The organism is Streptomyces sp. NA02950, assembly GCF_013364155.1.
GTDB lineage: Bacteria > Actinomycetota > Actinomycetes > Streptomycetales > Streptomycetaceae > Streptomyces.
The window spans coordinates 7,175,304-7,200,430 of record NZ_CP054916.1 but is presented as its reverse complement, the minus strand read 5'-3'; the positions used below and the strand labels follow the sequence as shown (position 1 = coordinate 7,200,430).

The following is a 25,127-nucleotide window of genomic DNA, read 5'->3' as shown; positions in this document are numbered from 1 at the left end:
TCATGCCACCCGCACCTTCCGCAGCGAGTCCTTCGTCGCCAGCGCGCCGCTGAGCAGGGTGCCGCGGGCACGGTGGAGGGTGCCGCGCAGCCCGCTGCGCGCGACGAGGCCGGCGAAGAGGGACTCGTAGCGCCCGGCCACCCGGGAGGGGTCGAAACGGGCCGAGTCCTTCAGCGCCGCCTGCCCCATCTGCTGCCGCAGTTCGTCGTTGTTGATCAGGTCCAGCAGGGCTCGCGCGATGGCGTCGGTGTCGCCGGTGGGGACGAGACGGCCGTCCACCCCGTTGTCGATGATCTCGGCCGGGCCGTGCGGGCAGTCGGTGGAGACCACCGGGAGCCCGCAGCGCATCGCCTCGACGATGGTCATGCCGAACGACTCCAGGCTGGAGGTGACGGCCGCGATGGAGCCCTTGGCCCACTCGGGGTCCAGCGGATTGGCCGGGCCCATGAGGAAGACGTTGTTGTACAGGCCGAGTTTGTCGATCAGCGCGCGCAGCTTGTCGTGCTGGGCGCCGCCGCCGTAGATCCGCAGCCGCCAGTCCGGCCGGGACGCGCTGACCTTGGCGAAGGCCCGTATCAGCAGGTCGTACCGTTTCACCGGGGCCAGCCGCCCGGCCGCCACGACCCACTTGTTGGTGCCGTCGGCGGGCTCGAGACCGGGCTCGGGCACGCTGTTGGGCACCGCCTCGATCCGCACCCCCGGCAGCCGCATCTGGCCGCGGTAGGTCTCGGCATCGGCCTCGGTGACGGTGGTGACCGCGTCCAGCCGCGGATAGACGCCGCGCAGCGCCCGCTTCAGCCCCCGGGAGTGGGTGCTGAGCGTCAGATGCTCCTGGCCGACGCGGATCGGGCCGCGGCGCGCCTCACGGGCGATGTGCACATTGAGGCCGGGGCGGGTGCCGACGACGATATCGGCCTCCACCTGCCTGAGGTGTTCGGCGATCCGGCGGTCGGTGAGCGCGCTGTACTGCTGGTAACGGCCCTCGCTGGTGGGGAAGACCTTCGCGGGGCGGGCGTGCTCGGGGTCCGCTCCGTCGTAGGTGGGGCTTCCCTTGCGGATGTCCACCAGATGGCTGAGCCGCACATGCGGCCCGGGGTCGAAGATCGGCTGATCACGGTGCCGGAACACCGAGACGATCTCCACGTCGTGCTGCTCGCCCAGGGTGCGGGCGAGGTTGTACGTGGTCCGGATCGTCCCACCGATCCCGTACGCGTTGTGAATCAGGAATGAGATGTGCATCCGTCCCCGTCGTCCCCGTATCCCACTGGTTCCCCGCGGACGAGCGACTCGTCCGCCTACCACCTGGTAGGACTTCGTCCCCGGTTGCCGGGTTGGGCCCCATCACCGCTTTGTTCCAGAACAGATGTGAAATCGGTAGCGAACCGAGGGAACGCCGAGGGGATCTGACGCATCGGAGCCAGGGACGGCAAGGCGGCGTGACCCCCGCCGTGGCTGGCCCGTTGTTCTCCATATGAGCCGGGAGACGCCCGGCACAGCACCGATACCGAGGAGCCACCCGTGCCGCGCATGCTCGACGTCAGCGATGACGTACGCGCCGAGATCGGCGACGAAGAAGCCGACCGGCTGCTCGCCGGTGAGAATGCCCCGGGCGCCTACGACTGCACGTCCTGCCGCACCCCGGGCAACACCGACCAGGAGCGCACCAGCACCGTCCTCTTCGTCGGGCAGGAGACGGCCGTGCTCGCCTTCGCGCACGCGACCTGCGTCCCTTCCCAGGTGGTACCGGTCGCCGAGGAGCAGTTGCGCGGCGCGGTGCGTTCCATCACCGGGGAGGACACCGCCGATCCGCTCGCGGAGGCGGTGCCGCACGGCGTGTCCGCCGCCCCGCAGTACGCGTCCGCCGCCCCGTCCGGCTATGCCGGGGCGGCGCAGCCCCGGGCCCAGGCCGCCGTCCAGGACCCGCCGCAGCAGCCGGGGCGGGCCGCCCCGTCGCCGCAGGCGGTGCTCGGGGTCACCAGCGGGGTGGTGCTGGTGGGCGGAGAGGCGCGGCCCGCGCTGGTGGTCGAGCCGACGGCGCCGATCACCCGGCCCGGATCCGGCCAGGGCGACGACTTCCTGTCACTCCTGACCGAGCAGGGCTTTCTGCCGGTCGTCGATCTGAACCGGCCGCCCGGACCCAACCACGGCTGGTCGGTGCTGATCGCCATGGGGCAGCTGCACGCGGTGCTGATGCCGTCGGCGAACGGCGGCGCCCCGGTGGCCTGGTGGCAGGCGCACCGCCCGATGCCGCTCAGCGAGGGCTGGCGCAATGCCGCCAACCGCTCCCGGCAGGTGATGATCTACGCCGCTCCGGCGGGCACCATCGGCACCCAGCCGCGCGAGGACCAGCTGCGCGCGGCGCTGGACCGGGCCGCGGCGAGCGGCGCGCTGGTCGGCGCCTCGATGCCGCTCGCCGGCACCTGACGCTCATGGCCTCCGCCGTCCCCGGCCCCGCCCACCTGCCGCGGGCAGCCCATTCGCCACCGATGCCGCATCCGACGGGCGGCCGGGTCGTTGGCACATACGTGCACGCATACGACCTCCCCCATCGTCCCCCCTCATACGGCTACATTCCGGCGATGCGCCCCGCGCTGGAGGCATCGGCCGACCCCTGGCGGGTCTCCGCCACGCCGATCTACGACGCGCTGTACGCGGAGTACCGGAGGCTGTTCCGGGCGCTGCCCGGTGACCGTTCGGACGAGGAGGATCTGGGGTTCGTCGCGTTCAGCGCCATCGGCCACACCGGTCAGCCCCGCGGTCTGACCGGCGGCGGCCACGGCCGGGCGGCCGGCCACAGCGGGTCGTGGGACACCGGCGGGCTGTACTACCGCGGCTATCTCCCCGCCCTGCCGCCGAGTCGGCGCGACGGGCGGGGGCACGACTACTGAACCGGTGCGGGAGGTGTGCGCACCCCCGCGCGGCCGCTACTTCTTGCGGCCGCGCTTCTCGCGCACCCGCACCGAGATCTGGATCGGCGTCCCCTCGAAGCCGAACTCCTCGCGCAGCCGCCGCTCGATGAAGCGGCGGTAGCCCGCCTCCAGGAAGCCCGAGGCGAACAGCACGAACCGCGGCGGCCGGGTCCCGGCCTGCGTCCCGAACAGGATGCGGGGCTGCTTGCCGCCGCGGATCGGGTGCGGATGCGAGGCCACGATCTCGCCGAGGAAGGCGTTCAGCCGCCCGGTGGGGACCCGGGTCTCCCATCCGGCCAGCGCCGTCTCGATCGCCGGGACGAGCTTTTCCATATGACGGCCGGTGCGCGCGGAGACATTGACCCGCGGCGCCCACTGGATCTGTCCGAGCTCGGTCTCGATCTCGCGCTCGAGGTAGTAGCGGCGCTCCTCGTCGAGGGTGTCCCACTTGTTGTAGGCGACCACCATCGCGCGTCCGGCCTCGACCGCCATCGAGATGATGCGCTGGTCCTGGACGCTGATGGACTCGCTGGTGTCGATCAGGATGACCGCGACCTCGGCCTTCTCCACAGCGGCCGCGGTGCGCAGCGAGGCGTAGTAGTCGGCGCCCTCCTGGAGGTGGACCCGTCGGCGGATACCGGCGGTGTCCACGAACTTCCAGGTCACGCCGCCGAGTTCGATCAGTTCGTCGACCGGGTCGCGGGTGGTGCCCGCCATCTCGTTGACGACCACCCGCTCCTCGCCCGCGACCTTGTTCAGCAGCGAGGACTTGCCGACGTTGGGACGGCCGATGAGGGCGATCCGGCGCGGTCCGCCGAGCGCCGCCCCGAAGGTCTGGGCCGGGGCCTCCGGCAGCGCCTCGAGCACCGCGTCCAGCATGTCGCCGGTGCCGCGGCCGTGCAGTGCCGAAACCGGGTGGGGCTCGCCGAGGCCGAGCGACCACAGCATGGCGGCGTCCGCCTCACCGCTGGGCCCGTCGACCTTGTTGGCGCACAGCACCACGGGCTTGCCCGCCCGGCGCAGCAGCTTGACCACGGCCTCGTCGGTGTCGGTGGCGCCCACCGTGGCGTCCACCACGAAGACCACCGCGTCGGCGGCCTCGATGGCGAACTCGGCCTGCGCGGCCACGGACGCGTCGATGCCGAGCACGTCCTGCTCCCAGCCGCCGGTGTCGACGACCTTGAAGCGGCGGCCGGACCACTCGGCCTCGTAGGTGACCCGGTCCCGGGTGACCCCGGGGCGGTCCTCGACCACCGCCTCACGGCGGCCGATGATGCGGTTGACCAGGGTCGACTTGCCGACATTGGGGCGGCCGACAACGGCCAGGACGGGCAGCGGACCGTGTCCGGCCGCGGCGAGGTCGCCCTCGACCTGCTCGAGGTCGAACCCCTCCTGTGCGGCGAGCTCCATGAACTCCGCGTACTCGGCGTCGCCAAGCTCTCCGTGCTCGTCGCCACCACTGTGGATCTGGTCGTTCATGAAGTTACGTTCCTCGTCGTCCCTCAGGCCGCGGGCCCGTCGTACGGGCTCGCGGATCTCATGTCTCGTCGCGGCGGCCGGTGAGCCGCCTGGCGTTCCCCAGGTGCGCGCCCAGTCGCTTCTGGATGCGCGTGGTCGCCTCGTCCAGGGCCGCCCGGGTCCGTCGGCCGCTGCCGTCGCCCGCCTCGAACGGGTCACCGAAGACCACGTCGATCCGGCTGCGCAGCCGGGGCACCGTCCTGACCCGCCCGTCCCCATCGCGCTGGTCGCCGGAGCCGAGCACGGCCACCGGCACGATCGGCGCTCCGGAGCGGACGGCGAAGTACGCGAGCCCCGCGCGCAGCGAGGCGAAGTCGCCCTCGCCGCGGGTGCCCTCGGGGAAGATCCCCAGCACCCCGCCGCGCTCCAGTAGGCCCAGGGCGGTGGTGATCGCCGCCCGGTCGGCGGTCGTTCGGTCCACCTTGAGCTGCCCGATACCCCGCAGGAACGGGTCCAGCGGACCGATGAACGCTTCCTTCTTGATCAGGAAGTGCACCGGCCGCGGCGCGGTGCCCATCAGCATCGGGCCGTCGATGTTGTGGGTGTGGTTCACCGCGAGGATCAGCGGTCCGGTGCCGGGCACCCGCCAGGCGCCCAGCACCCGCGGCCGCCACAGCCCGTACATCAGCCCGATGCCGATCCGGCGTCCCACCGCGGCTCCGGCCGCGCTCGGCAGTGTGTCGGCGGGTCCGGTCACACGCCCGTCCGCTTCTCCTCGACGAGGGTGACCACACACTCGATGACCTGCTCGAGGGTGAGCTCGGTGGTGTCCACCTCGATGGCGTCGTCCGCCTTGGCCAGCGGCGAGGTCTTCCGGCCGGAGTCCAGGGCGTCCCGCTTGGCCAGCGCCGCCTGGGTGGCGGCCAGGTCCACGGCCTCCTTGCCCTTGAGCTCACCGCTGCGGCGGGCGGCCCGCGCCTCGGCGGACGCGGTCAGGAAGATCTTGACGTCGGCGTCGGGCAGCACCGTGGTGCCGATGTCCCGGCCCTCGACGACGATGCCGCGCGGTGCCTCGGTGGCGATGGTCCGCTGGAGCTCGGTGATCCGGGCCCGCACCTCGGGGACCGCGCTGACCGCGCTCACCCGGGAGGTGACGTCCTGGGTGCGGATCGGCCCGGCGACATCGGTGCCGTCGACGGTGATGGTCGGGGCGGCCGGGTCGGTGCCGGAGACGATGACCGGCTTGGCGGCGGCGTCGGCCACGGCGACGGCGTCCTCGACGTCGATGCCGTTGTTCACCATCCACCAGGTGATCGCCCGGTACTGGGCGCCGGTGTCCAGGTAGCCGAGGCCCAGCTTGGCGGCGACGGCCTTGGAGGTGCTGGACTTGCCCGTGCCTGCGGGGCCGTCGATCGCGACAATCACTGCTGCCGGGGCGGTCCGGGCGGCGGTTTCCACGGTGACTGACACCTTTCGTGTGCACGGGGCTGGGTCGAACGGGGCGGATGGGGCCTCGGACAAGGTTACTGGTTCACACGACCGCTCCGGACAGCATGGTCATGGCCGGACCACGGGGACCGGCCGGGCCGGGGCGGCGCGCGCACCGCCCCGCGGTCACTGCCGGACCGACCAGCCCCGCTCGCGGAGCGCCGCGGTGAGGCCGGGTGCCGCAGCGGGCTCCACCATCAGCTGGATCAGGCCCGCCTGCTGTCCGGTGGCGTGCTCGATCCGGACGTCCTCGATGTTGACGCCCGCCCGGCCCGCGTCGGCGAAGATCCGGGCCAGCTCGCCCGGCTGGTCGCCGATGAGCACCGTCACCGTCTCGTAGACGGCCGAGGCGGCGCCGTGCTTGCCCGGCACCCGCTCGCGCCCGGCGTTGCCGCGGCGCAGCACGTCCTCGATCCCGGTGGCGCCGTCGCCGCGCTTGGCCTCGTCGGCGGACTGGAGGCCGCGCAGCGCCCGTACCGTCTCGTCGAGGTCCGCGGCCACCGCCGCGAGCACATCGGCGACCGGACCGGGGTTGGCGGACAGGATGTCGATCCACATCGCCGGGTCGGAGGCGGCGATCCGGGTCACATCGCGGATCCCCTGCCCGCACAGCCGTACCGCGGTCTCGTCGGCGTCCTTCAGCCGCGCGGCGACCATGCTGGACAGCAGATGCGGGGTGTGCGAGACCAGCGCCACCGCGCGGTCGTGGGCGTCCGCGTCCATCACCACGGGCACCGCCCGGCACAGCGCCACCAGTTCGAGGGCGAGGTTGAGCACCTCGGTGTCGGTGTCCCGGCCGGGGGTGAGCACCCACGGCCGCCCCTCGAAGAGGTCGGCGGTGGCGGCCAGCGGACCGGAGCGCTCCCGGCCGGACATCGGATGGGTGCCGATGTAGCGGGTCAGATCGCAGCCCAGGGCCTCCAGCTCCCGGCGCGGGCCGCCCTTGACGCTGGCCACGTCCAGCGCGGCGCGGGCCGCACCGCGGCGCAGCACATCGGCGACCGTCCGCGCCACGTGCGCGGGCGGTACGGCCACGATCGCCAGGTCCACCGGCCCGTCGGGCTCCTCCTGCGTACCGGCGCCGAGCGCGGCGGCGGTACGGGCCTGGTCCGCGTCGTGGTCGGCGAGATGGACGTGGACCCCGCGCCCGGCCAGGGCCAGCGCGGCGGAGGTGCCGATCAGGCCGGTGCCGATGACGAGTGCGGTTCTCATTGGGCGATGTCCTTGCGGAGGGAGGCCGCGGCGCCGAGGTAGACATGGGCGACGTCGGACTTGGGCAGGTCCGTCTCGACATGCGCCAGGATGCGGACGACCCGCGGCATGGCGCCTTCGATGTCCAACTCCTGGGCGCAGATCAGCGGCACGTCGGTGATGCCGAGCTTGCGTGCGGCGACCGCTGGGAAGTCGCTGTGCAGATCGGGGGTGGCGGTGAACCACACGCTGATGAGGTCGTCCGGCACCAGGCCGTTGCGCTCCAGGATCGCGGTCAGCAGCTCCGAGACCTGCTGCCGCATATGGCCGGACTCGTCCCGCTCCAGCTGGACTGCCCCGCGGACCGCTCGTACCGCCACGTCTGTGCTCCCCTGCGCGTGTGTCACCTGTGGGCGCCTGTGTCACCCGTGCCGCGCCGCCGTGGACGCGGGTCCCGGCGCGCTCACGGTCAGCCTAACGAGCGGGCCGGGCGGACTCCCGCCGCGACCGCCCCGCGAGACGCGGGGGGCGGGGGGGGCGGGGCGCGGCGCGCGGGAGCCGTCGGCGGACGACCCCGGTGCGGGTCAGAGATCGACCTCGCGCATCAGCATGCCGACCTCGGTGTTGGTCAGCCGCCGCAGCCAGCCGGACTTCTGGTCGCCCAGCGCGATCGGGCCGAAGCCGGTGCGCACCAGCCGGTCGACCGGGAACCCGGCCTCGGCGAGCATGCGCCGCACGATGTGCTTGCGACCCTCGTGCAGGCTCACCTCGACGAGGTAGTTCTTGCCGGTGTTCTGCACGACCTTGAAGTGGTCGGCGCGGGCGTAGCCGTCCTCGAGCTGGATGCCGTTCTTCAGCTGCTTGCCCAGGTCGCGCGGGAGCGGGCCCTGGATCGCGGCGAGGTAGGTCTTGGCGACGCCGTAGCGGGGGTGGGTGAGGCGGTGGGCCAGCTCGCCGTGGTTGGTGAGCAGGATGATGCCCTCGGTCTCGGTGTCCAGGCGGCCGACGTGGAAGAGCCGGGTCTCGCGGTTGGTGACGTAGTCACCGAGGCACTGGCGGCCGTCGGGGTCCTCCATGGTGGAGACGACTCCGGCGGGCTTGTTCAGCGCGAAGAACAGGTACGACTGGGTGGCCACGGTCAGCCCGTCGACCTTGATCTCGTCCTTCTCCGGGTCGACGCGCAGCCCCTGCTCGGTGACGATCGTGCCGTTGACCTCGACGCGGGCCTGGTCGATCAGCTCCTCGCAGGCGCGGCGCGAGCCCATACCGGCGCGGGCCAGAACCTTCTGGAGACGCTCGCCCTCCTGCTCGCCGAAGGTCTTGGGCAGCTTGACCTGGGGCTTGTTGTGGCGGGCCCGGTTGCGCTCCTCTATCTGCGCGTCGTACTCGCGCGGACGGGACGGGCCGCCGCCGGGCTTGCGGCCGCGACCGGCGCCCGCGCCGCCCTTGGGGCCGCCCTTGGCACCCGGCTTGGGACCGCCCTGGGGACCCGCCTTGGGGCCGCCCTTGGGGCCGCCACCGCTCTTCGGGGCTCCGCCCACGTCGTAGCGGCGCTCCTCGGGACGGGGGCGGCCCGTGCGCTTCTGCTTGTCGTCGCGCCGGTTCCCCGCGCCGCGGTAGCTCCTGCCGCCGCTACCGCTGCCGCCGCTGCCCCTGTTGTTCCTGCCGCTGCTTCGCATCAAGTTTCCGTCTGAGAGTGGCCTACTCCGTCGTCCGCGTCATCGGCGTCGACGGCGTCCGGGTCGAACGACGGCACACCCTCCTGGGACTCGCCCTCGACCGCGTCCGCCTCGGGGAGGAACGGTGCGAGCTCCGGAAGCTCGTCCAGACCCCGCAGGCCCATCCGCTCCAGGAAGTAGTTCGTCGTCCTGTACAGGATCGCACCTGTTTCGGGTTCCGTGCCCGCCTCCTCGACCAGACCCCTCTGGAGGAGGGTCCGCATCACGCCATCACAGTTGACGCCGCGGACGGCCGAGACCCGGGAACGGCTGACCGGCTGACGGTACGCGACCACCGCGAGGGTTTCCAAAGCGGCCTGGGTGAGCCGGGCCTGCTGGCCGTCCAGGACGAAGCCCTCGACGGCGGCGGCGTAGGCGGGGCGGGTGTAGTAGCGCCAGCCGCCCGCGACCAGCCGCAGCTCGAAGCCGCGGCACTGGGTCGCGTACTCGTCGGCCAGCTCGCGCAGCGCGTCCGCGACCGCGCGGCGCGGCCGCTCCAGTACCTTGGCGAGGTGCTCCTCGGTGGCCGGCTCGTCGACGACCATGAGGACCGCCTCCAGAGCGGGCTTGAGGTCGAGCGCCGCGACGTCCGAGGCCGCGGCGGGGGTCCACTGCTCGCTCAACTCCGTACCTCCTGCTTCTCCTTCTGCTCCGACCGTCCCTCGGACCGCCCCTCGGGCGGCTCCTGCCGGGCTCCGGCCTCCTGGTCGAACTCATCGGTGACCAGCGGCTGCTCACCGTCCACGCCGGTCCAGCGCACCATGAGCGAGCCGAGGGCCTCCGGCTGGTCCAGCAGGACCGCGCGCTCCCGGTAGAGCTCCAGCAGCGCCAGGAAGCGGGCTACGACGGTGAGGACGTCGGGGGCGTCCTCGGTGAGCGTCCGGAAGCTGGCCTCCCCCAGCTCGCGCAGCCGCGCCACCACCACCTCGGCCTGCTCGCGCACGCTGACCAGCGGGGCGTGGATGTGATCCACGTACACCTGCGGCTTGGGCTTGGGCTGCATCGCCTTCACGGCCAGCTTGGCGAACCCCTCGCCGCCGATGCTGATGACGACGTCGGGCAGCAGCTCGGCGTGGTGCGGCTCGAGGCCGACGGTACGGGGGTGCCGGGCGGCCTCGCTGATCAGCCGGTCGTTGAAGATGTCCGCGATCCGCTTGTACGCGCGGTACTGGAGCAGCCGCGCGAACAGCAGGTCGCGCGCCTCGAGCAGCGCGAGGTCGGCCTCGTCCTCCACCTCGGCGGCGGGCAGCAGCCGGGCCGCCTTGAGATCGAGCAGCGTCGCCGCGACCACCAGGAACTCGGTGGTCTGATCGAGATCCCAGTCCGGCCCCATGGCCCGGATGTACGCCATGAAGTCGTCGGTGACCCGGGACAGGGCGACCTCGGTGACGTCCAGCTTGTGCTTGGAGATCAGCTGAAGGAGGAGGTCGAAGGGCCCCTCGAAGTTGTCGAGCCGCAGAATGAAGCGGGTGCCGTCGTCTTCGGCTCCCTCATGGGGCGCGTCGTCGGCCGAAGCCGCTGACGGCCCGCTGACGGCCTCGCCGCCCGGTTCCCCGCTCGGTGCCCCCGCGCCGTCACCCGCGGGCCGCACGGGCCCGTCGGCCCCCTCCTCGGCCCGCGCATGAGCCGGATCGGGCTCAGGCCGCGGGGCAAGGCCCGCCGCACGGGCCCCCCGAGTGGTTGTCCGGGGCGGAGATCCGGTGGCCGCGGCGGCATCACGTGCCCCCGAGGCCGGGGACCCCACCGGAGGGCCCGGTACGGCATCCCCGGAACCCCCCGGCACCGGTCGCGGCTCAGCAGGGGACGCCCCCGCGGCCGGCACGGACTCACCGGCGGACGGGTCCGCGTGCCGCTCGACCGGAGGCGTGGAACGCACATCGGCCTCAGGCTCCACCGCCGGCCGACCGGCCGAAGACCCCCCACGCGACTCGACAGCGGCCGGGGCAGCCCCCACCGACCCCGCCCGCGCCGGAGCCGCAGCGGCTTCGACGGCCCCGGCACCGGAACCCGGCGCGGACTCACTGGCCGACGGCACGGGTTGCGACTCGGCCGGGGCCGCAGCGCCACGCGGCTCGGCAGCCGACACCTCCGTGCGCCGCTCAGCAGGGGACGCCCCGGCGTCGGAATCACATGCCCCGCCACCCGGCACGGCCTCCGCTACGGACCCATCGGCCCACGGAGCCGTGTGCGGCTCGACTGCGGCCGGGACACCCTCCACCGACCCCGCCCGCGCCGGAGGCGCTTCGGCGGGTGGGGCGGGGGCCGGTGACGGCTGGGTGGACGGGGCCGCGCCGGGGCCGCGGCCCAGGGTGCGGCGGCGGGGCGGCGGGGCGGAGGCGTCGTTCGTCGGCATCGCGGTCCAGGGTGCTCAGGGCCGGGCGGGACAGCCCGTCTGACCGGGCAGGCTATCGCCCGGCCCGGTCAGCGGCCGCGCAGGCGGCGCACCAGGATGCTCGCGTCGCCGCGCGACTCGAGGTCGGCGAGGACGACCGCGACCGCCTCGCGGACGATCCGGCCGCGGTCGACCGCGAGTCCGTGTTCGCCGCGCAGCACCAGGCGCGCGTGTTCGAGGTCCATCAGCTCCTCGGCGGAGACATAGACCGTGATCTTCTCGTCGTGCCGCTCACGCCCGCTGGGCCGCCGGTTCGCCGCGCGGGCGCGGCGGCGGGCGGCGCCGCCCTGTTCGGCCGGGCCCGCCCCGCCGCCGGCCTGGCGGGCCTTGGGGCGGCCCGCCGCCGCGGGGCGCCGCTCGGCGGCGTCCTGCGGGCCGGCGGCCGTCTCCCGGCCCGTGTGCTCGGCGGCGGCGGACTGCTCGTCCTCCGGGCGGCGGTCGGTCGTACCGTCCTCGTGCGGTTCGGCGGCCGTGTCGGGTTCGGCGGCGGGCGCCGGGACCCGGGCGGCCTCGCCGTTCGCCTGGCGGCGGCCGGACGCGGGAGAGGAGGACTGGAGCCCCATCCCTCCCGTGGTGCGGAACAGTTCGTCGGCGCCCGGCAGACTCACTCGGCGTGACACCGGGCGAGCACCTCCCTGGCGAGCTGGCGGTAGGCGGCGGCACCGACGGAGTTGGACGCGTACGTGGTGATCGGCTCACCCGCGACGGTGGTCTCCGGGAAGCGGACCGTACGGCCGATGACCGTGTGGTAGACGTGATCGTCGAACGCCTCCACCACGCGGGCGAGGACCTCACGGCTGTGCACGGTGCGCGAGTCGTACATCGTGGCGAGGATGCCGTCCAGCTCCAGCTCGGGGTTGAGCCGCTCCTGGACCTTCTCGATCGTCTCCGTGAGCAGGGCCACACCGCGCAGCGCGAAGAACTCGCACTCCAGCGGCACGATCACCTTGTGCGCCGCGGTGAGCGCGTTGACGGTGAGCAGACCGAGCGAGGGCTGGCAGTCGATGACGATGTAGTCGTAGTCCGCCATCAGCGGCTTGAGCGCGCGCTGAAGGGTGGACTCCCGGGCGACCTCGCTGACCAACTGCACCTCGGCAGCCGACAAGTCGATATTGCTGGGCAGCAGGTCCATATTGGGCACGGCCGTCTTGAGCAGCACCTCGTCGGCCGCCATGCCCCGCTCCATGAGCAGGTTGTAGACCGTGAGGTCGAGCTCCATCGGGTTGACCCCGAGGCCGACCGACAGGGCGCCCTGCGGGTCGAAGTCGACCAGCAGGACCCGGCGGCCGTACTCGGCCAGCGCCGCGCCCAGGTTGATGGTGGAAGTGGTCTTGCCGACCCCGCCCTTCTGGTTGCACATCGCGATGATCTTCGCGGGGCCGTGGTCGGTCAGCGGACCGGGAATCGGGAAGTACGGCAGCGGCCGCCCGGTGGGGCCGATGCGCTCGCGGCGCTGGCGGGCCGCGTCGGGCGCGAGTGTGGCCGCGTACTCGGGGTCGGGCTCGTACTCGGCGTCCGGGTCGTAGAAGTGCCCGTCGGGGAGGTCGTCGTAGTCGGCGAAGCGGGCGGGATCCGTGCCCCCCTGGTCGCCGGCCATGGCGTTCACGTGATGGCCGTCCATGCTCTGGCTCTGGTGGGCTGTCGTCATGCTCTGCTGGGTTGCGAAGGTGCGGACAGCGACGGAGCCGACAGCCTCGAGCTCCGAGGGACCCTGGCCCCGCGTAGCCGGTCCTGGTTGACCACCCCCGGGAGAAAATGTCGACTCATTCACAAGTCGTCCTACCTCCTTGGTGACCAGGAAATTTCTAGATAGGTCAGCGTGACACCATGCCGACGGTTGGCGACTCTATGGCGTGTCGGCGGTCCGCAGCAACACAATCCACCGGAGACGGCATGATGTGTCGGCAATCGAACACCCCGATGTCAAGGGCGTGTGAACGGCGGCGGAGCGATTTCACCACCGTACAAAGCGTCTGAAGAGTTACATTCAGGGCGAGTTGACCAGCCTGACGCCGCCCTGCGCACAGGTCGGCGTCGGACACACCAGCGGCCGGGTCCCACCCTTCGGCAAGACCCGGCCGGATGCCCGGTGTTGACTCGCTGTTGACGGTCCGGGTTGACCGTCCGCCGTTATGTCAGCCGATCAGGGTGCTCAGTTCGACGTGGGGCAGTCCGTGCGCCTCGGCGACCGGACCGTAAACGACCTGACCCTCGTGGGTGTTGAGGCCCTTGGCCAGGGCGGCGTCCCGGCGCAGCGCCTCGCGCCAGCCGCGGTTGGCCAGCTCCACGATGTACGGCAGCGTGGCGTTGGTGAGCGCGTGGGTGGAGGTGTTCGGCACCGCGCCCGGCATGTTGGCCACGCAGTAGAAGACCGAGTTGTGGATCGTGAAGGTCGGCTCGGCGTGCGTGGTGGGACGGGAGTCCTCGAAGCAGCCGCCCTGGTCGATCGCGATGTCGACAAGGACACTTCCCGGCTTCATCCGGGAGACCAGCTCGTTGGTGACCAGCTTCGGGGCCTTGGCGCCCGGGATGAGCACCGCGCCGATGACGAGGTCGGCCTCGAGGACGGCCTTCTCCAGCTCGTAGGCGTTGGAGGAGATCGTCTGCACCTTGGTGCCGAAGATCTTGTCGGCCTCGCGGAGCTTGTTGATGTCCCGGTCCAGCAGGGTGACGTGGAAGCCCATGCCGATGGCGATCTGCGCGGCGTTCCAGCCGGAGACACCGCCACCGATGACCACCGCGCGACCCGCGGCCACACCCGGAACACCGCCCGGCAGCACACCGCGGCCACCGGCCGAGCGCATCAGGTGGTAGGCGCCGACCTGCGGCGCGATCCGGCCCGCGACCTCGGACATCGGCGCGAGCAGCGGCAGCGCGCGGTTCGCGGTCTCGACCGTCTCGTAGGCGATGGCGGTGGTCCCGGACTCCAGCAGCGCGTCGGTGCAGGCGCGGGAGGCGGCCAGGTGGAGGTAAGTGAAGAGGGTCTGGTCCTTGCGCAGGCGGTGGTACTCCTCCGCGATGGGCTCCTTGACCTTCAGCAGCAGGTCGGCCGTGGCCCAGACCTCGTCGGCGGTGTCGAGGATGCGCGCACCGGCCGCGGTGTACTCCGCGTCCGTGATGGAGGAGCCCAGGCCCGCGCTCTGCTCCACGAAGACCTCGTGGCCGTTGCGGACCAGCTCGTGCACACCGGCGGGGGTGATGGCCACACGGAACTCGTTGTTCTTGACCTCGCGGGGGATACCGACCTTCACGTCGATCACGGTCCTTGAATGGGGGGAATCGGAATATAACGTCACAGCCGGACAGACTCAGCCATGGACATGCAAACCGGACGCCGCGTCCGCATGCCGGTGACGACCGCATCATTCGCGGTACAGCCAGTCTAATGAAGGACGTCGCGCTGTCTAGCCTTGCAATGCATCAATCTTTCGCGAGACCACTACTGATTTCGTAGGTCGATCCCGTCTTCCTCCCTGGCCCGGTGTGCCTCCGGGGGTGCCGTGCCCGGTGATTCCTCAGGTGAGAGGCGCCTGTCGGGTGCCTCGGCGCGTTCCGCCTCCCGCCGCAGCAGCCGGACCACCGCAGGATCGCCACCGAGCCGGTCGACGGCCTCCGCGGCACGCAGTGCCAGCTCCCTGTGCAGCCGGGTGTCCCCGCAGCCCCGGGCGACCGTCACCGCCTCACCCCAGCTGCGCAGCGCGTCCCGCGTCCGCCCGGTCTGCTCCTGGGCGCGGGCGGTACCGCTGAGTGCCCGGGCGCATCCGGGCAGGTCGTCCGCCCGGCGGCAGGCGGCCGCCGCCGCGCGCCAGTCGCGCAGTGCCTCGGCCCAGCGGCCCGCGTAACCGTGGACGGTGCCGAGCCGTGCGTACACCCTGGCCCCGGCGGCCACGTCCCGGCGGCTGAGCCGGAGCTCCAGGGCGCGTCCGTACCAGTCGGCGGCCCGGTGCCAGTCCGCCAGCTCCTGGTAGACACCGCCGATGGACTCCAGCGCCCGCCCGGTCGTATACGCGTCGCCCGCCTCGCGGGCGGCCTCCAGCGCGCCCTTGTAGCGGGTGAGCGCCTGATCGACACGGTCCGCCCGGGCGTCGAGGTCGCCCAGATTGAGCAGGGCCGCCGCCCGCTCCACCGGCAGATCACGGCGCTCCGCCACGTCCAGCACCAGCTGGTGCAGCCCGTACAGCTCCGGTGCGGCGCCCTCCGGGCCCCGGTGAGCGCTGAGCGCATGGGTGAGCGCGGCCACCAGGCGCCGGGCCAGAGTGTCGAGTTCACCGGCCTCGACGGCAAGCCGGGCCGCCTCCAGCAGCACCGGCAGCCGTGCCGTCAGCCAGTCGGCCGCCTCCGCCGACGACTGAAACCGCAGCGGCCGGGGCATTTCGGCCAGCTGTTTCCGAGCCGGAGTGCCCACCGGTTCGGCGGCCAGCCGGCACGCGTGCAGCTGCCGTACGGTTCGCTCCAGCATCCGGGCGCGGGCGAGCTCCACCTCCGCCGGGCGCTCCACGGACTCCAGCAGCTCCCGCAGCAGCGGCTCCAGACAGCCCGGCACCTGGTACCGGCCGTCCTCGCGCGGGCGCAGCAGCCCGCATCCGGCCAGCCCCTCGAGCGCCGCCTCACCGTCCTGGACCGAGCATCCCGCCAGCGCGGACGCGACATGTGCGTCGGCCGACCCGGCGGGCGCGAGCACCAGCAGCCGCAGCATCCGGGCGGCGGCGGGCGGCAGCGCGTCGTACACCAGCCGGAAGGTGCGGGCCAGCGGCCGTACGCCGGGGTCGGCGTCCGCCGAGGACGGCGGCAGCTCACGCAGCCGCGTCACCAGATCGGCCACCGACGCCTCGGGCCGTACGGCCAGCCAGCCACCGGCCAGGACCAGCGCGGCGGGCTGACCGGCGCACTCCTCGACGAGCGCCTGCGCCGCCACCGGGTCGCAGGTGATCCGGGTGGGCCCGGCGTACTGCGCCAGCAGCCCGACCGCGGCGCTCACATCGAGCCCGCCGACCGTGCACGGCCGGACGTCCGGCACCCCGGTCAGCGGACCGCGCGAAACGGCGACGACCAGGCAGCCGGGCTCGTCGGGCAGCAGCGCGTCCACCTGCTCGGCACCGGTCACGTCGTCGAGCAGCAGCACAAGCCGTTTGCCGGCCAGCTTCTCGCGCAGCGCCTCGCCGAGATCGTCCTCGTCCGCCCCCGGCGGGGCGGTCACCCCGAGTTCGCCGAGCAGATCGCGTGCGGTGCGGGCGGTGGGCACCGGCTCCCCGCCGGACGTCATCAGCCGCGCGCTCAGCACACCGTCGGGATAGTCGTCGGCGAGCCGCCGGACCAACTCCTCGGCCAGCGCGGTACGGCCCCAGCCGGGGCGCCCGGCGATCAGCAGCACCCGGCTGCGGGCGGCCTTGCGGCCCGCGAGGGTGTCGAGACCGGCGCGGTCGATGTCGGCCCGCAGCGACAGCAACTCCCGCCGCCGCCCCGCGAACCCCTGGCCCACGGTGGCCGCCGCGGCGAACAACACGGCCCGCGTGGCCCCGCCCCACACCCCACCGTCCGCGGCACCGTGCCGCTGTCCCGGCGGCCCAACGGCGGTGCGCCGCGCGGAAGTCGGGGGCGGGGCAGCAGCGCCCGCCGCGGGCCCGGCGCCCGAACCCGCGGAGCGGGCCGGGCCCGCAGCGCTCGCACCGGTGCCGGTACCGGTACCGGTGCCCGAGGCCGGGCGACGGGCCGAGCCCCCGGCGTCTGCGCGCGCAACGGGATCCGGGCCACGGCCCGCACCCGCCGTCGCCGTGCCGGTGCCCGGCCCCGCGGAACGCGAGACCTCCGCTTCGGCCACGCCGGACACCGGACCCGCCGCGCGGGACGGACCCGCAACACCCGTACCCGACTCCGCATCCCGAGAGCGGACCGGACACCCCGTTCCCGTCCCCGGCCCCGCGGAACGCGGGCCCGGTGCCGGTGCGGGCACGGGGCGTTGGTGGGGGGCCGGTGGCTCCCCTTCGGTGTCGACCGCCTGCTCCGCCACGGGCCCACTCCCGTCCACCTGCGCATCACGAGCCCGCCGCGGTCGCGGTCGGGGTTGGTGCGGCTCGGTTCGCCCGCGGGGCGCCTGCGCCGCTGTCGACGGTCGACCGTGCTCGACCCCTCGTACCTCCGGGGCTCCACTCGCGCCGCACGCTGCCTTTCGGCAGCCCGCGACGGCTTCGCGGGCGGGTGCCCTTTCGGCGCTTACGAGAGTAGTTCACTCCGCGTCAGGAACCGGGCACTCCCGACCGGCGGACCGGGCTGAAAATCACTCCATCGGATCCACTGATCGTCGGAGCTGGCTCGGAGCGAGCTCGGAAAGGGTGGGCCGGGAAGTCGGTCAGGCTTCGAAGGGGCGCGCCGGCCACGGGGCGTCCGACGGGCGCAGGGCGTCCAGGCCGTCCCCGTCCAGCGCGGCGCGCGCGGCCAGGACGCCGACCGTGAGGCAGGTGTTGTGCAGCTCGCCCGCGAGGACGCCGCGGACCAGCTCGTCCAGCGGGACACGGTCCGTCTCCATGTCGGCCTCCTCCTCGGAGACCTCGAAGCGCTCGCCCTCAACCGTGGAGATCTCCCGGGCGAGGAAGATCCGCACCGCCTCGTCGGTGCCGCCGGGCGAGGTGTAGACGTCGGTGAGGACGCGCCAGTCCTCCGCCTTGACGTGCGCCTCCTCGTACAGCTCGCGCTGGGCGGCGTGCAGCGGGTTCTCGCCGGGGATGTCGAGGAGCCCGGCCGGGATCTCCCACAGCCGCCGGCGCACCGGGTGGCGGTACTGCCGCACCACGATGACCCGCCCGTCCTCGTCGAGGGCGAGGACGGCGACCGAGCCGGGGTGGACCTGGTAGTCGCGCTTGACCCGGCTGCCGTCGGGCATCACGACCTCGTCGGTGCGCACGCTCGTCTTGTTGCCGGTGAAGGGCGTGGCGGTGGCAGTGACCTGCCACTCCTCGGGGGTGTCCTGGATGCCCATGGGTGTCTCAGCGTCCTCTCGGTGCGATGGCCGGGGTGCGGGCCGCGAGCGGCCCGCACCCGGGGTTCCACCGTATCGGTCAGGCGCCGGCGCCCTGCCCCTGAGCAGCGGTCTGTCGCTCGACCGCCGCCTTCACCAGACCCGCGAAGAGCGGGTGCGGGCGGGTGGGGCGGGAGCGCAGCTCGGGGTGGGCCTGGGTGCCGACCAGGTAGGGGTGCACCTCGCGCGGGTACTCCACGTACTCGACCAGCTTGTTGTCCGGGGAGGTGCCGGAGAACACGATGCCGGCCTTCTTCTCCAGCTCGCCGCGGTAGGAGTTGTTGACCTCGTAGCGGTGGCGGTGGCGCTCCTCGACGTACTGCTGGCCGCCGTAGACCTCGCGGACGATCGAGCCCTCGGCCAGCTTGGCCGGGTACATGCCCAGCCGCATGGTGCCGCCCATGTCGCCCTCGCCCGCGACGATGTCGAGCTGTTCGGCCATGGTGGAGATGACCGGGTCGGTGGTGGCGGGCTCGAACTCGGTGGAGTTGGCGCCGTCGATGCCCGCCAGGCTCCGGGCGGCCTCGATGACGATGCACTGGAGGCCGAGGCACAGCCCCAGCAGCGGGATCTTGTTCTCCCGGGCGTAGGTGATCGCGCCGAGCTTGCCGATCACACCCCGGTCGCCGAAGCCGCCGGGGACGCAGACCGCGTCGACGCCTTCGAGCTGCTGCCGGGCACCGGCCGCGGTCTTGCAGTCGTCGGAGGTGACCCACTTGATCTTGACGCGGGCGCTGTTGGCGAAGCCGCCCGCGCGCAGCGCCTCGGTGACCGACAGATAGGCGTCGGGCAGGTCGATGTACTTGCCGACGAGTGCGACGGTGACCTCGTGGTCGGGCTGGTGGACCCGGCCCAGCAGATCGTCCCACTGGGTCCAGTCCACGTCCCGGAAGGGCAGGTCCAGCTTGCGGACGACATAGGCGTCCAGACCCTCGGAGTGCAGCACCTTGGGGATGTCGTAGATCGACTTGGCGTCGATGGCGGCGACCACGGCGGCGTCGTCCACGTCACACATCAGCGAGATCTTGCGCTTGATGGAGGTGGGTACGTCGCGGTCGGCGCGCAGCACGATCGCGTCCGGCTGGATACCGATGTTGCGCAGGGCGGCGACCGAGTGCTGGGTGGGCTTGGTCTTCAGCTCACCGGAGGGGCCGATGTAGGGCAGCAGGGAGATGTGCACCACAAAGACGTTGTCCCGGCCGACCTCGTGGCGGACCTGGCGGACGGCCTCCAGGAAGGGCAGCGACTCGATGTCGCCGACGGTGCCGCCGACCTCGGTGATGACCACGTCGACGTCGTCGGTGGCCATCCGGCGGATGCGATGCTTGATCTCATTGGTGATGTGCGGAATCACCTGCACGGTGTCACCGAGGTACTCACCGCGCCGCTCCTTGGCGATCACGGTCGAGTACACCTGGCCGGTGGTCACGTTGGCCGAGCCGTCGAGATCGACGTCGAGGAAGCGCTCGTAGTGGCCGATGTCCAGGTCGGTCTCGGCGCCGTCGTTGGTGACGAACACCTCACCGTGCTGGAAGGGGTTCATCGTGCCCGGGTCGACGTTCAGATACGGATCGAGCTTCTGCATGGTGACGCGCAGACCGCGCGCCTTGAGCAGGGCACCCAGACTGGAGGCGGTCAGGCCCTTGCCGAGTGAGGAAGCGACACCCCCGGTGACGAAGAGGTGCTTGGTCGTCATGGGCTTAGCGGCAATGGCCAAGAGGGGGCTCCCGTGGTCGCGTCGTGAGGGTGCGGTCCGGCAGCTGCCCCGGAAATCGGGGGGTGCCGTCGCTGAGGTTCGGGGGTTTTGCGCCCGCCGCTCCACGGGCTACCAGGGTATCAGTGACCCGGGGCGGCCGCTGTCGGCCGTGGCCGCGCAATCGCGCGGACACCTTGCGTGACCTGGCCGGGGGCCTGGCCGGGGACCTGACCGGCGGGCCTGGCGGAGGAGCCGGCCGGGGTCCGGCGGGACCCGGCCACCCGATCGGCCGTGAGATGCAAGCCACGATATGGACGAACACAAACGGATCATCGTTGTCCGTCGTATCCTGCTCGGACGCACGCATGCGAGCCACCCCGGCACGGCACCACCAGCACGCCCCCGGAACAAGAGCTCGTCGAGAATTTCCGAGACCGTAAGAACGCCCCGCGGGGCTGTACGGCCGTTCGAATGGGGAAGCACGTGGCCGGGCGTATCGAGGACTACGCACTGATTGGTGATATGCAGACCGCCGCCCTCGTCTGCAGAGACGGCACGGTCGACTGGCTGTGCCTGCCGCGTTTCGACTCCCATGCCGTGTTCGCCGGTCTGCTGGGGACCGAGGAACACGGATTCTGGCGGCTGGCTCCGGCCCAGGCCGCGGGCAGCGAACCGCAGCCCGCCGACCGCCGCCGCTACCGGGGGGACTCACTGGTCCTGGAGTCGGAGTGGGACACCCCGCGCGGCACGGTCCGTGTGATCGACTTCATGCCGCCGCGCGACGGCGCCCCGCAGCTGATCCGCATCGTGGAGGGCGTCAGCGGCCGGGTGCCGATGCGCTCGGCGCTGCGGATGCGCTTCTCCTACGGCTGGGTCGTGCCGTGGGTGCACAAGGTGGACACCCGCACGGTCGCGGTCGCCGGTCCCGACTCCGTGTGGCTGGACACCGACGTGGACACCTACGGCAGGGACCTGACCACCTACGCCGACTTCACGGTCGCCCCCGGCGACCGGATCGCCTTCACCATCAGCTGGCAGCCCTCGCACAAGGACCAGCCCGCGCTGCCCGAGCCGGAGGCCGCGCTGGAGGCCACCGAGGCGTTCTGGCGCGAGTGGGTCGAGCACTGCACGTACCACGGCCCCTACCGGGACGCGGTGGTCCGCTCGCTGATCACCCTCAAGGCGCTCACCTACGCCCCCACCGGCGGCATCGTGGCGGCGCCCACCACGTCCCTCCCCGAGGACATCGGCGGCGTCCGCAACTGGGACTACCGCTTCACCTGGCTGCGGGACGCGGCGATCACCCTCTCCTCGCTGCTGCGCACCGGCTACCGCGAGGAGGCCCGCGCCTGGCGCGAGTGGCTGCTGCGCGCGGTCGCGGGCGACCCGGAGAACCTCCAGATCATGTACGGGATCGCGGGCGAGCGGGAGTTGTCGGAGGCCGAGCTGACCTGGCTGCCCGGCTATGAGGGCTCCCAGCCGGTCCGGGTCGGCAACGGCGCGGCGGGCCAGCTCCAGCTGGACGTCTACGGCGAGGTCACCGAAGCGCTGCACCTGGCCCATATGACCGGCCTGGCGCGTAACGACTACGCGAGCGTGCTCCAGCTGAAGCTGATCCGCTACCTCGAGGAGCACTGGGACGAGCCGGACGAGGGCATCTGGGAGGTGCGCGGTCCGCGCCGCCACTTCGTGCACTCCAAGGTGATGGCCTGGGTCGCGGTGGACCGCACCGTCAAGCTGATCGAATCGGGCGATGTGGACGGCCCGTTGGAGCGCTGGCGGGATCTGCGCGACGAGATCCACCGGGATGTGTGCGAGAAGGGCTACGACGCCGAGCGCAACACCTTCACCCAGTCCTACGGCTCCAAGGAGCTGGACGCCTCCCTGCTGCTCATTCCGCAGATGGGCTTCCTGCCGCCGGACGACAAGCGCGTCATCGGCACCATCGAGGCGATCCAGCGTGAGCTGTCCACCCCCGACGGCTTTGTGCTGCGCTATCCCACGGCCGGTGAGGACGCGGGCGTGGACGGTCTCGAGGGCGATGAAGGGGCGTTCCTGGCCTGCTCGTTCTGGCTCGCCGACGACCTGGCGATGATCGGCCGGGTGGACGAGGCCCGCAAGCTCTTCGAGAAGCTGCTCGCGCTCCGCAACGACCTGGGGCTGCTGGCCGAGGAGTGGGACCCGCGGCTCCAGCGGCAGGTGGGCAACTTCCCGCAGGCGTTCAGCCATGTGCCGCTGATCGACACCGCGCTGCGGCTGACCGCCTCCGGCGCGTACGGCGGCTGACCGCGCCCACCGGCCCCGGGCGCCCTCGCCCACCGGCCCACGACGCCCGCGCCGGGTAACGTCCTGACCATGGAACCGCAGGGTCCCCAGGGGACGATCACCGTGGCGCGGGCGCTCGACCTTCCGGCGCTGCGCCGCGGGCTCCCGGAGGTCGTGTCCGGGGAAGACCTGCTGGACCGGCCGGTGCGCTGGGTGCACGCGGGTGAGGCGCCCAATATCGCGGCGCTGCTGCGCGGCGGGGAACTCCTGCTGACCACCGGGCTCGGCGTCGGACCGCGCCCGGCCGAGCAGCGCGCCTTCGTCCGCAGACTGGCCGAGCGGGGGATCGCGGCGCTGGTGGTGGAGCTGGGGGCGCGGTTCCGTGCGCTGCCGGGGCCGGTGGTGGACACCGCGCGCTCCTGCGGGCTGCCGCTGGTGCAGCTCCATCGCGAGGTGCCGTTCGTGGCGGTCACCGAGGAGATCCACACCGAGATCGTCAACGAGCACTACGCCCTGCTGCGCCAGGCCGATGTGGTGCACCGCCAGGCGACCGAGGTGCTGCTGCGCGGCGGCGGGGTACCGGAGATCCTGCGCCACTTCGCCCGGTTCGCGGCCAACCCGGTCTTCCTGGAGACCCCCGACGGGCATCTGCTGTACGCGGCGGGGCCGGGCGAGGAGGCGGCCCGGCCGGGGCTCGCCGATCCGCTCCAGGTGTGGGAGGGGATGCGGGCGCGCCGGGCGGCCGAGCCGCCGGAGCCCCCGGCGGGCAGTGTGCTCGCGGACATCCCGGGCGGTGGACACGGGCCGGGGGCGGTACGGGCCCGGCTGACCGTGCTGCCGGTGGCCGGGCCGCTGGGGCCGGTGCACCGGATCGCGGCCGAGCGGACGGCGGATCTGCTGGCGGTGGTGCTGCTGCGGGCCCGCCAGGAGGAGGAGTTGGCGGCCCGGGGCCGCGGCGATTTCCTCACCGATCTCGCGGAGGGCTGGATCAAGCCGGCGGAGGCGCCCGCCCAGGCGCGGGTGCTGGGCTTCCGGCCGGGCGACGGCCCGCTGCTGCCGGTGGTGACGCGGCTCGCGGAGGATATGCGTCCGCTGGGCGGCGGGGAGAGCTGGGCGGCGCTGGCCCATGCGCTCCAGGAGGAGTTGGCGGCGGTGGGGGTGCCGGTGCTGCTGGGGGTGCGGCTTCCGGAGGGCCGGGTGCCGCTGCTGGCGGGGCTGCGGGACGCGGCGGAGCGCGGTGCGGTCGCCGAGCGGATCGCGGCGGGCGTGCGGACCGCGGTGGAGCGGGCCTGGCCGGACCGGGCGGGTTCACGGCCGCCGGTGGTGATCGCCGGTCTCGCGGTCGGCTGGGAGGCGGCGGGGGCCGAGCTGCGGCATGCGGCGGAGGCGGCCAACGCGGCGCGGGGGCTTCAGGACCGGGACTGGTACGACGTACGGAGCCTGGATGTCGATCTGTTGCTGTGGCGACTGCGTGAGCACGGGGATCTGGCCGCCTTCGTCGACCGGGTGATCGGGCCGCTCCTCGCCCATGACCGTACGGCCCGGCCGCCGCTGGTGCCGACGCTGGAGGTCTATCTGCGGCATGCGGGCCGCAAGGCGGAGACGGCCCGCGCGCTGCACCTCAACCGCCAGACCCTGTACGACCGGCTGGCCCGGATCTCGCGGCTGCTGGGCAGCGACCTGGAGGACCCCCAGACGGTGCTTGCGCTGGGGGTTGCGCTCCAGGCCCGCCGCCATGTCCGCTGACGGGCCCGGCCGCCGGATCAGAACGGGGTCAGGGTGAGGGTGAGCCCGGTCGGCGCGGTGTCCTGGATGTAGGACGCGAAGTCGGCGACGTCGTCGAAGGCGAAGCCGTAGGCCTTGCCGTCGGCGGTGGCCGCGTGCATGGCCTTGGCGTAGTGGTGGGTGATCCGCCCGGTGTAGAAGGCGCCCGGGTCGGTGACCGGCTGGGCGGCCGCGCTGTGCAGGGTGGTGCGGTTGAAGGCCGCGCCGAGGATGGCCGCGACCGGGCCGGTCGTCCCGTCGTTGGGCGCGGCCAGCGCGCCGTCGCAGAACAGCACGTCCTTGGTGGAGGGTTTGGCGAAGGAGACGGTGGCGGGACCGGTGAAGGAGAGCCTGCCGCCACCGACCCGGCCGGTGAAGGTGCCCGCGTTGGTGGTGACCTTGAGGTCCTTCGCTCCGTAGGTGTCCCACACCGTGTCGATGTAGGACGCGAAGTAGTCCTGCGGGAACAGTCCGGCGCCCAGACCGTGCCCCGGGGCGATCACCCGCAGCCGGTCGCCGAGCACCAGCGGGCCGAAGGCGTCGGTCGCGGCGAGGCCGGAGAACACCTTGTCGCGGGCACCGTCCTTGAGGGTGCCGGTGGTCTGGTCCTTGGCTCCGGTGAGGCGGATCGCCAGCGGCACGCTGAACATGTCCACCATGGTGGTGTTGCAGAACATGCCGTCGGCGTTGAAGGTGAACTCCGCACAGTCGTGCAGGACTTGGTAGTTGGGGTCCCCGGAGACCCAGCCGGCCGGGTACTGGAGGGCGGCGTTGCCCGCGCCGTCGGTGACCGCCTTGAACTTCAGCCGGGAGCCCAACGCGACATAGATCCGGCCGGACATCCGCGGCAGGGTCAGCTTGGTGTCACCGCTCCCGGCCAGCGGGATGGCGTAGTCGGTCCAGCCGTCGGCGCCGTTGTCGGACAGGGCGACAGGGGCGAGTCGGCCGTCGGGCGTCACCCTGACCTGGCGTCCGCCCTCGTTACCGACGATGTAGAGCCATATCGACGTATTGGCGAACTGACCGGTGCGGTTGACGACGGTGATCGGCAGGGTGGCGGCGCTCTGGGCGCCGTCGGCCCGGCCGCCGGTGAGGGCGAGACCGGAACCTGCGGCGGCCGCGGTCGCGGCGAACGAACCCAGCAGTTTTCGGCGACTGATCATGGTGATGTGCTCCTCGGCGTCGTGGGGGTTGCCGGGACAAGTGCGCGGGGGGGGTGATGGACAGCACGGCT

At 72.6% G+C, this 25,127-nt stretch carries 20 protein-coding genes; 4 read left to right on the top strand and 16 right to left on the bottom strand.

Going from position 1 to position 25,127, the window contains the following annotated elements:
* Complete coding sequence (locus HUT19_RS31660) at window positions 1-1,239, bottom strand: glycosyltransferase family 4 protein (RefSeq protein WP_176183730.1); 1,239 nt, start codon at window positions 1,237-1,239, stop codon at window positions 1-3.
* Window positions 1,240-1,518: 279 nt separating this feature from the next.
* Between HUT19_RS31660 and HUT19_RS31655 the strand changes: the two genes are divergently transcribed.
* Window positions 1,519-2,424, top strand: a complete 906-nt coding sequence (locus tag HUT19_RS31655; protein ID WP_176183729.1) for a hypothetical protein — start codon at window positions 1,519-1,521, stop codon at window positions 2,422-2,424.
* A 5-nt stretch (window positions 2,425-2,429) separates the two neighbouring features.
* On the top strand, window positions 2,430-2,888 hold the full coding sequence (locus tag HUT19_RS31650; protein WP_176183728.1) for a hypothetical protein: 459 nt from the start codon (window positions 2,430-2,432) through the stop codon (window positions 2,886-2,888).
* A 36-nt stretch (window positions 2,889-2,924) separates the two neighbouring features.
* On the opposite strand, the gene der is transcribed toward HUT19_RS31650, so the two are convergent.
* From der to HUT19_RS31580, 14 genes are all read right to left on the bottom strand, one after another.
* Window positions 2,925-4,388 (bottom strand): ribosome biogenesis GTPase Der, encoded by a 1,464-nt coding sequence (gene der / locus HUT19_RS31645; RefSeq protein WP_176183727.1) that lies wholly within the window; start codon window positions 4,386-4,388, stop codon window positions 2,925-2,927.
* Window positions 4,389-4,446: 58 nt separating this feature from the next.
* The gene (locus HUT19_RS31640) at window positions 4,447-5,124 is read right to left on the bottom strand and encodes a 1-acyl-sn-glycerol-3-phosphate acyltransferase (RefSeq protein ID WP_254885881.1); all 678 of its coding nucleotides are present in this window, start codon (window positions 5,122-5,124) and stop codon (window positions 4,447-4,449) included.
* Window positions 5,121-5,837, bottom strand: coding sequence for a (d)CMP kinase (cmk, locus tag HUT19_RS31635; RefSeq protein WP_176183725.1), 717 nt, complete (start codon window positions 5,835-5,837; stop codon window positions 5,121-5,123). The genes HUT19_RS31640 and cmk overlap by 4 nt, the downstream gene beginning before the upstream one ends.
* A 144-nt stretch (window positions 5,838-5,981) precedes the next feature.
* Window positions 5,982-7,067 carry a prephenate dehydrogenase gene (locus HUT19_RS31630; protein ID WP_176183724.1) on the bottom strand — a complete coding sequence of 362 codons (1,086 nt, stop codon included), beginning with the start codon at window positions 7,065-7,067 and terminating at the stop codon, window positions 5,982-5,984.
* On the bottom strand, window positions 7,064-7,426 hold the full coding sequence (gene aroH, locus HUT19_RS31625; protein WP_176183723.1) for a chorismate mutase: 363 nt from the start codon (window positions 7,424-7,426) through the stop codon (window positions 7,064-7,066). Before aroH ends, HUT19_RS31630 begins: the two co-directional genes overlap by 4 nt.
* A gap of 204 nt (window positions 7,427-7,630) precedes the next feature.
* Entirely contained in the window at window positions 7,631-8,725 is a 1,095-nt protein-coding gene (locus HUT19_RS31620) for a pseudouridine synthase (protein WP_176183722.1), read from the bottom strand.
* Window positions 8,725-9,387 carry an SMC-Scp complex subunit ScpB gene (gene scpB, locus HUT19_RS31615; protein WP_176183721.1) on the bottom strand — a complete coding sequence of 221 codons (663 nt, stop codon included), beginning with the start codon at window positions 9,385-9,387 and terminating at the stop codon, window positions 8,725-8,727. The genes HUT19_RS31620 and scpB overlap by 1 nt, the downstream gene beginning before the upstream one ends.
* Entirely contained in the window at window positions 9,384-10,799 is a 1,416-nt protein-coding gene (locus HUT19_RS31610; RefSeq protein ID WP_254886253.1) for a segregation/condensation protein A, read from the bottom strand. Before HUT19_RS31610 ends, scpB begins: the two co-directional genes overlap by 4 nt.
* 386 nt (window positions 10,800-11,185) lie before the next feature.
* The gene (locus HUT19_RS31605; protein WP_176183719.1) at window positions 11,186-11,776 is read right to left on the bottom strand and encodes a hypothetical protein; all 591 of its coding nucleotides are present in this window, start codon (window positions 11,774-11,776) and stop codon (window positions 11,186-11,188) included.
* The gene (locus tag HUT19_RS31600) at window positions 11,761-12,804 is read right to left on the bottom strand and encodes a ParA family protein (RefSeq protein WP_254885880.1); all 1,044 of its coding nucleotides are present in this window, start codon (window positions 12,802-12,804) and stop codon (window positions 11,761-11,763) included. Before HUT19_RS31600 ends, HUT19_RS31605 begins: the two co-directional genes overlap by 16 nt.
* 487 nt (window positions 12,805-13,291) lie before the next feature.
* Window positions 13,292-14,407, bottom strand: coding sequence for an alanine dehydrogenase (ald, locus tag HUT19_RS31595; protein ID WP_176187524.1), 1,116 nt, complete (start codon window positions 14,405-14,407; stop codon window positions 13,292-13,294).
* A 188-nt stretch (window positions 14,408-14,595) separates the two neighbouring features.
* Entirely contained in the window at window positions 14,596-16,659 is a 2,064-nt protein-coding gene (locus tag HUT19_RS31590; protein WP_254885879.1) for a tetratricopeptide repeat protein, read from the bottom strand.
* Between the two features lie 843 nt (window positions 16,660-17,502).
* On the bottom strand, window positions 17,503-18,129 hold the full coding sequence (locus HUT19_RS31585; protein ID WP_176183717.1) for an NUDIX hydrolase: 627 nt from the start codon (window positions 18,127-18,129) through the stop codon (window positions 17,503-17,505).
* Window positions 18,130-18,208: 79 nt separating this feature from the next.
* Window positions 18,209-19,864 (bottom strand): CTP synthase, encoded by a 1,656-nt coding sequence (locus HUT19_RS31580; protein ID WP_176183716.1) that lies wholly within the window; start codon window positions 19,862-19,864, stop codon window positions 18,209-18,211.
* Window positions 19,865-20,335: 471 nt separating this feature from the next.
* Here HUT19_RS31580 and HUT19_RS31575 point away from each other — a divergent pair, with 471 nt between their 5' ends.
* Together HUT19_RS31575 and HUT19_RS31570 are read left to right on the top strand one after the other, a co-directional pair.
* Window positions 20,336-22,150: a glycoside hydrolase family 15 protein gene (locus tag HUT19_RS31575; RefSeq protein ID WP_176183715.1), complete on the top strand. Its 1,815-nt coding sequence runs from the start codon at window positions 20,336-20,338 to the stop codon at window positions 22,148-22,150.
* A gap of 69 nt (window positions 22,151-22,219) precedes the next feature.
* Window positions 22,220-23,875 (top strand): PucR family transcriptional regulator, encoded by a 1,656-nt coding sequence (locus HUT19_RS31570; protein ID WP_176183714.1) that lies wholly within the window; start codon window positions 22,220-22,222, stop codon window positions 23,873-23,875.
* A gap of 17 nt (window positions 23,876-23,892) precedes the next feature.
* Here HUT19_RS31570 and HUT19_RS31565 read toward each other — a convergent pair whose 3' ends face one another.
* Window positions 23,893-25,056, bottom strand: coding sequence for a glycoside hydrolase family 64 protein (locus tag HUT19_RS31565; protein ID WP_176183713.1), 1,164 nt, complete (start codon window positions 25,054-25,056; stop codon window positions 23,893-23,895).
* Between the last annotated feature and the right edge of the window lie 71 nt (window positions 25,057-25,127).

Coding starts and splice junctions, on each gene's coding strand:
- HUT19_RS31660 (WP_176183730.1), bottom strand. CDS start 1,239: ATGCACATCTCATTCCTGATTCACAACGCGTACGGGATCGGTGGGACG.
- HUT19_RS31650 (WP_176183728.1), top strand. CDS start 2,430: ATGGCCTCCGCCGTCCCCGGCCCCGCCCACCTGCCGCGGGCAGCCCAT.
- der (WP_176183727.1), bottom strand. CDS start 4,388: ATGAACGACCAGATCCACAGTGGTGGCGACGAGCACGGAGAGCTTGGC.
- HUT19_RS31630 (WP_176183724.1), bottom strand. CDS start 7,067: ATGAGAACCGCACTCGTCATCGGCACCGGCCTGATCGGCACCTCCGCC.
- HUT19_RS31620 (WP_176183722.1), bottom strand. CDS start 8,725: ATGCGAAGCAGCGGCAGGAACAACAGGGGCAGCGGCGGCAGCGGTAGC.
- HUT19_RS31600 (WP_254885880.1), bottom strand. CDS start 12,804: ATGACGACAGCCCACCAGAGCCAGAGCATGGACGGCCATCACGTGAAC.
- HUT19_RS31585 (WP_176183717.1), bottom strand. CDS start 18,129: ATGGGCATCCAGGACACCCCCGAGGAGTGGCAGGTCACTGCCACCGCC.
- HUT19_RS31580 (WP_176183716.1), bottom strand. CDS start 19,864: ATGACGACCAAGCACCTCTTCGTCACCGGGGGTGTCGCTTCCTCACTC.
- HUT19_RS31575 (WP_176183715.1), top strand. CDS start 20,336: ATGGGGAAGCACGTGGCCGGGCGTATCGAGGACTACGCACTGATTGGT.
- HUT19_RS31570 (WP_176183714.1), top strand. CDS start 22,220: ATGGAACCGCAGGGTCCCCAGGGGACGATCACCGTGGCGCGGGCGCTC.
- HUT19_RS31565 (WP_176183713.1), bottom strand. CDS start 25,056: ATGATCAGTCGCCGAAAACTGCTGGGTTCGTTCGCCGCGACCGCGGCC.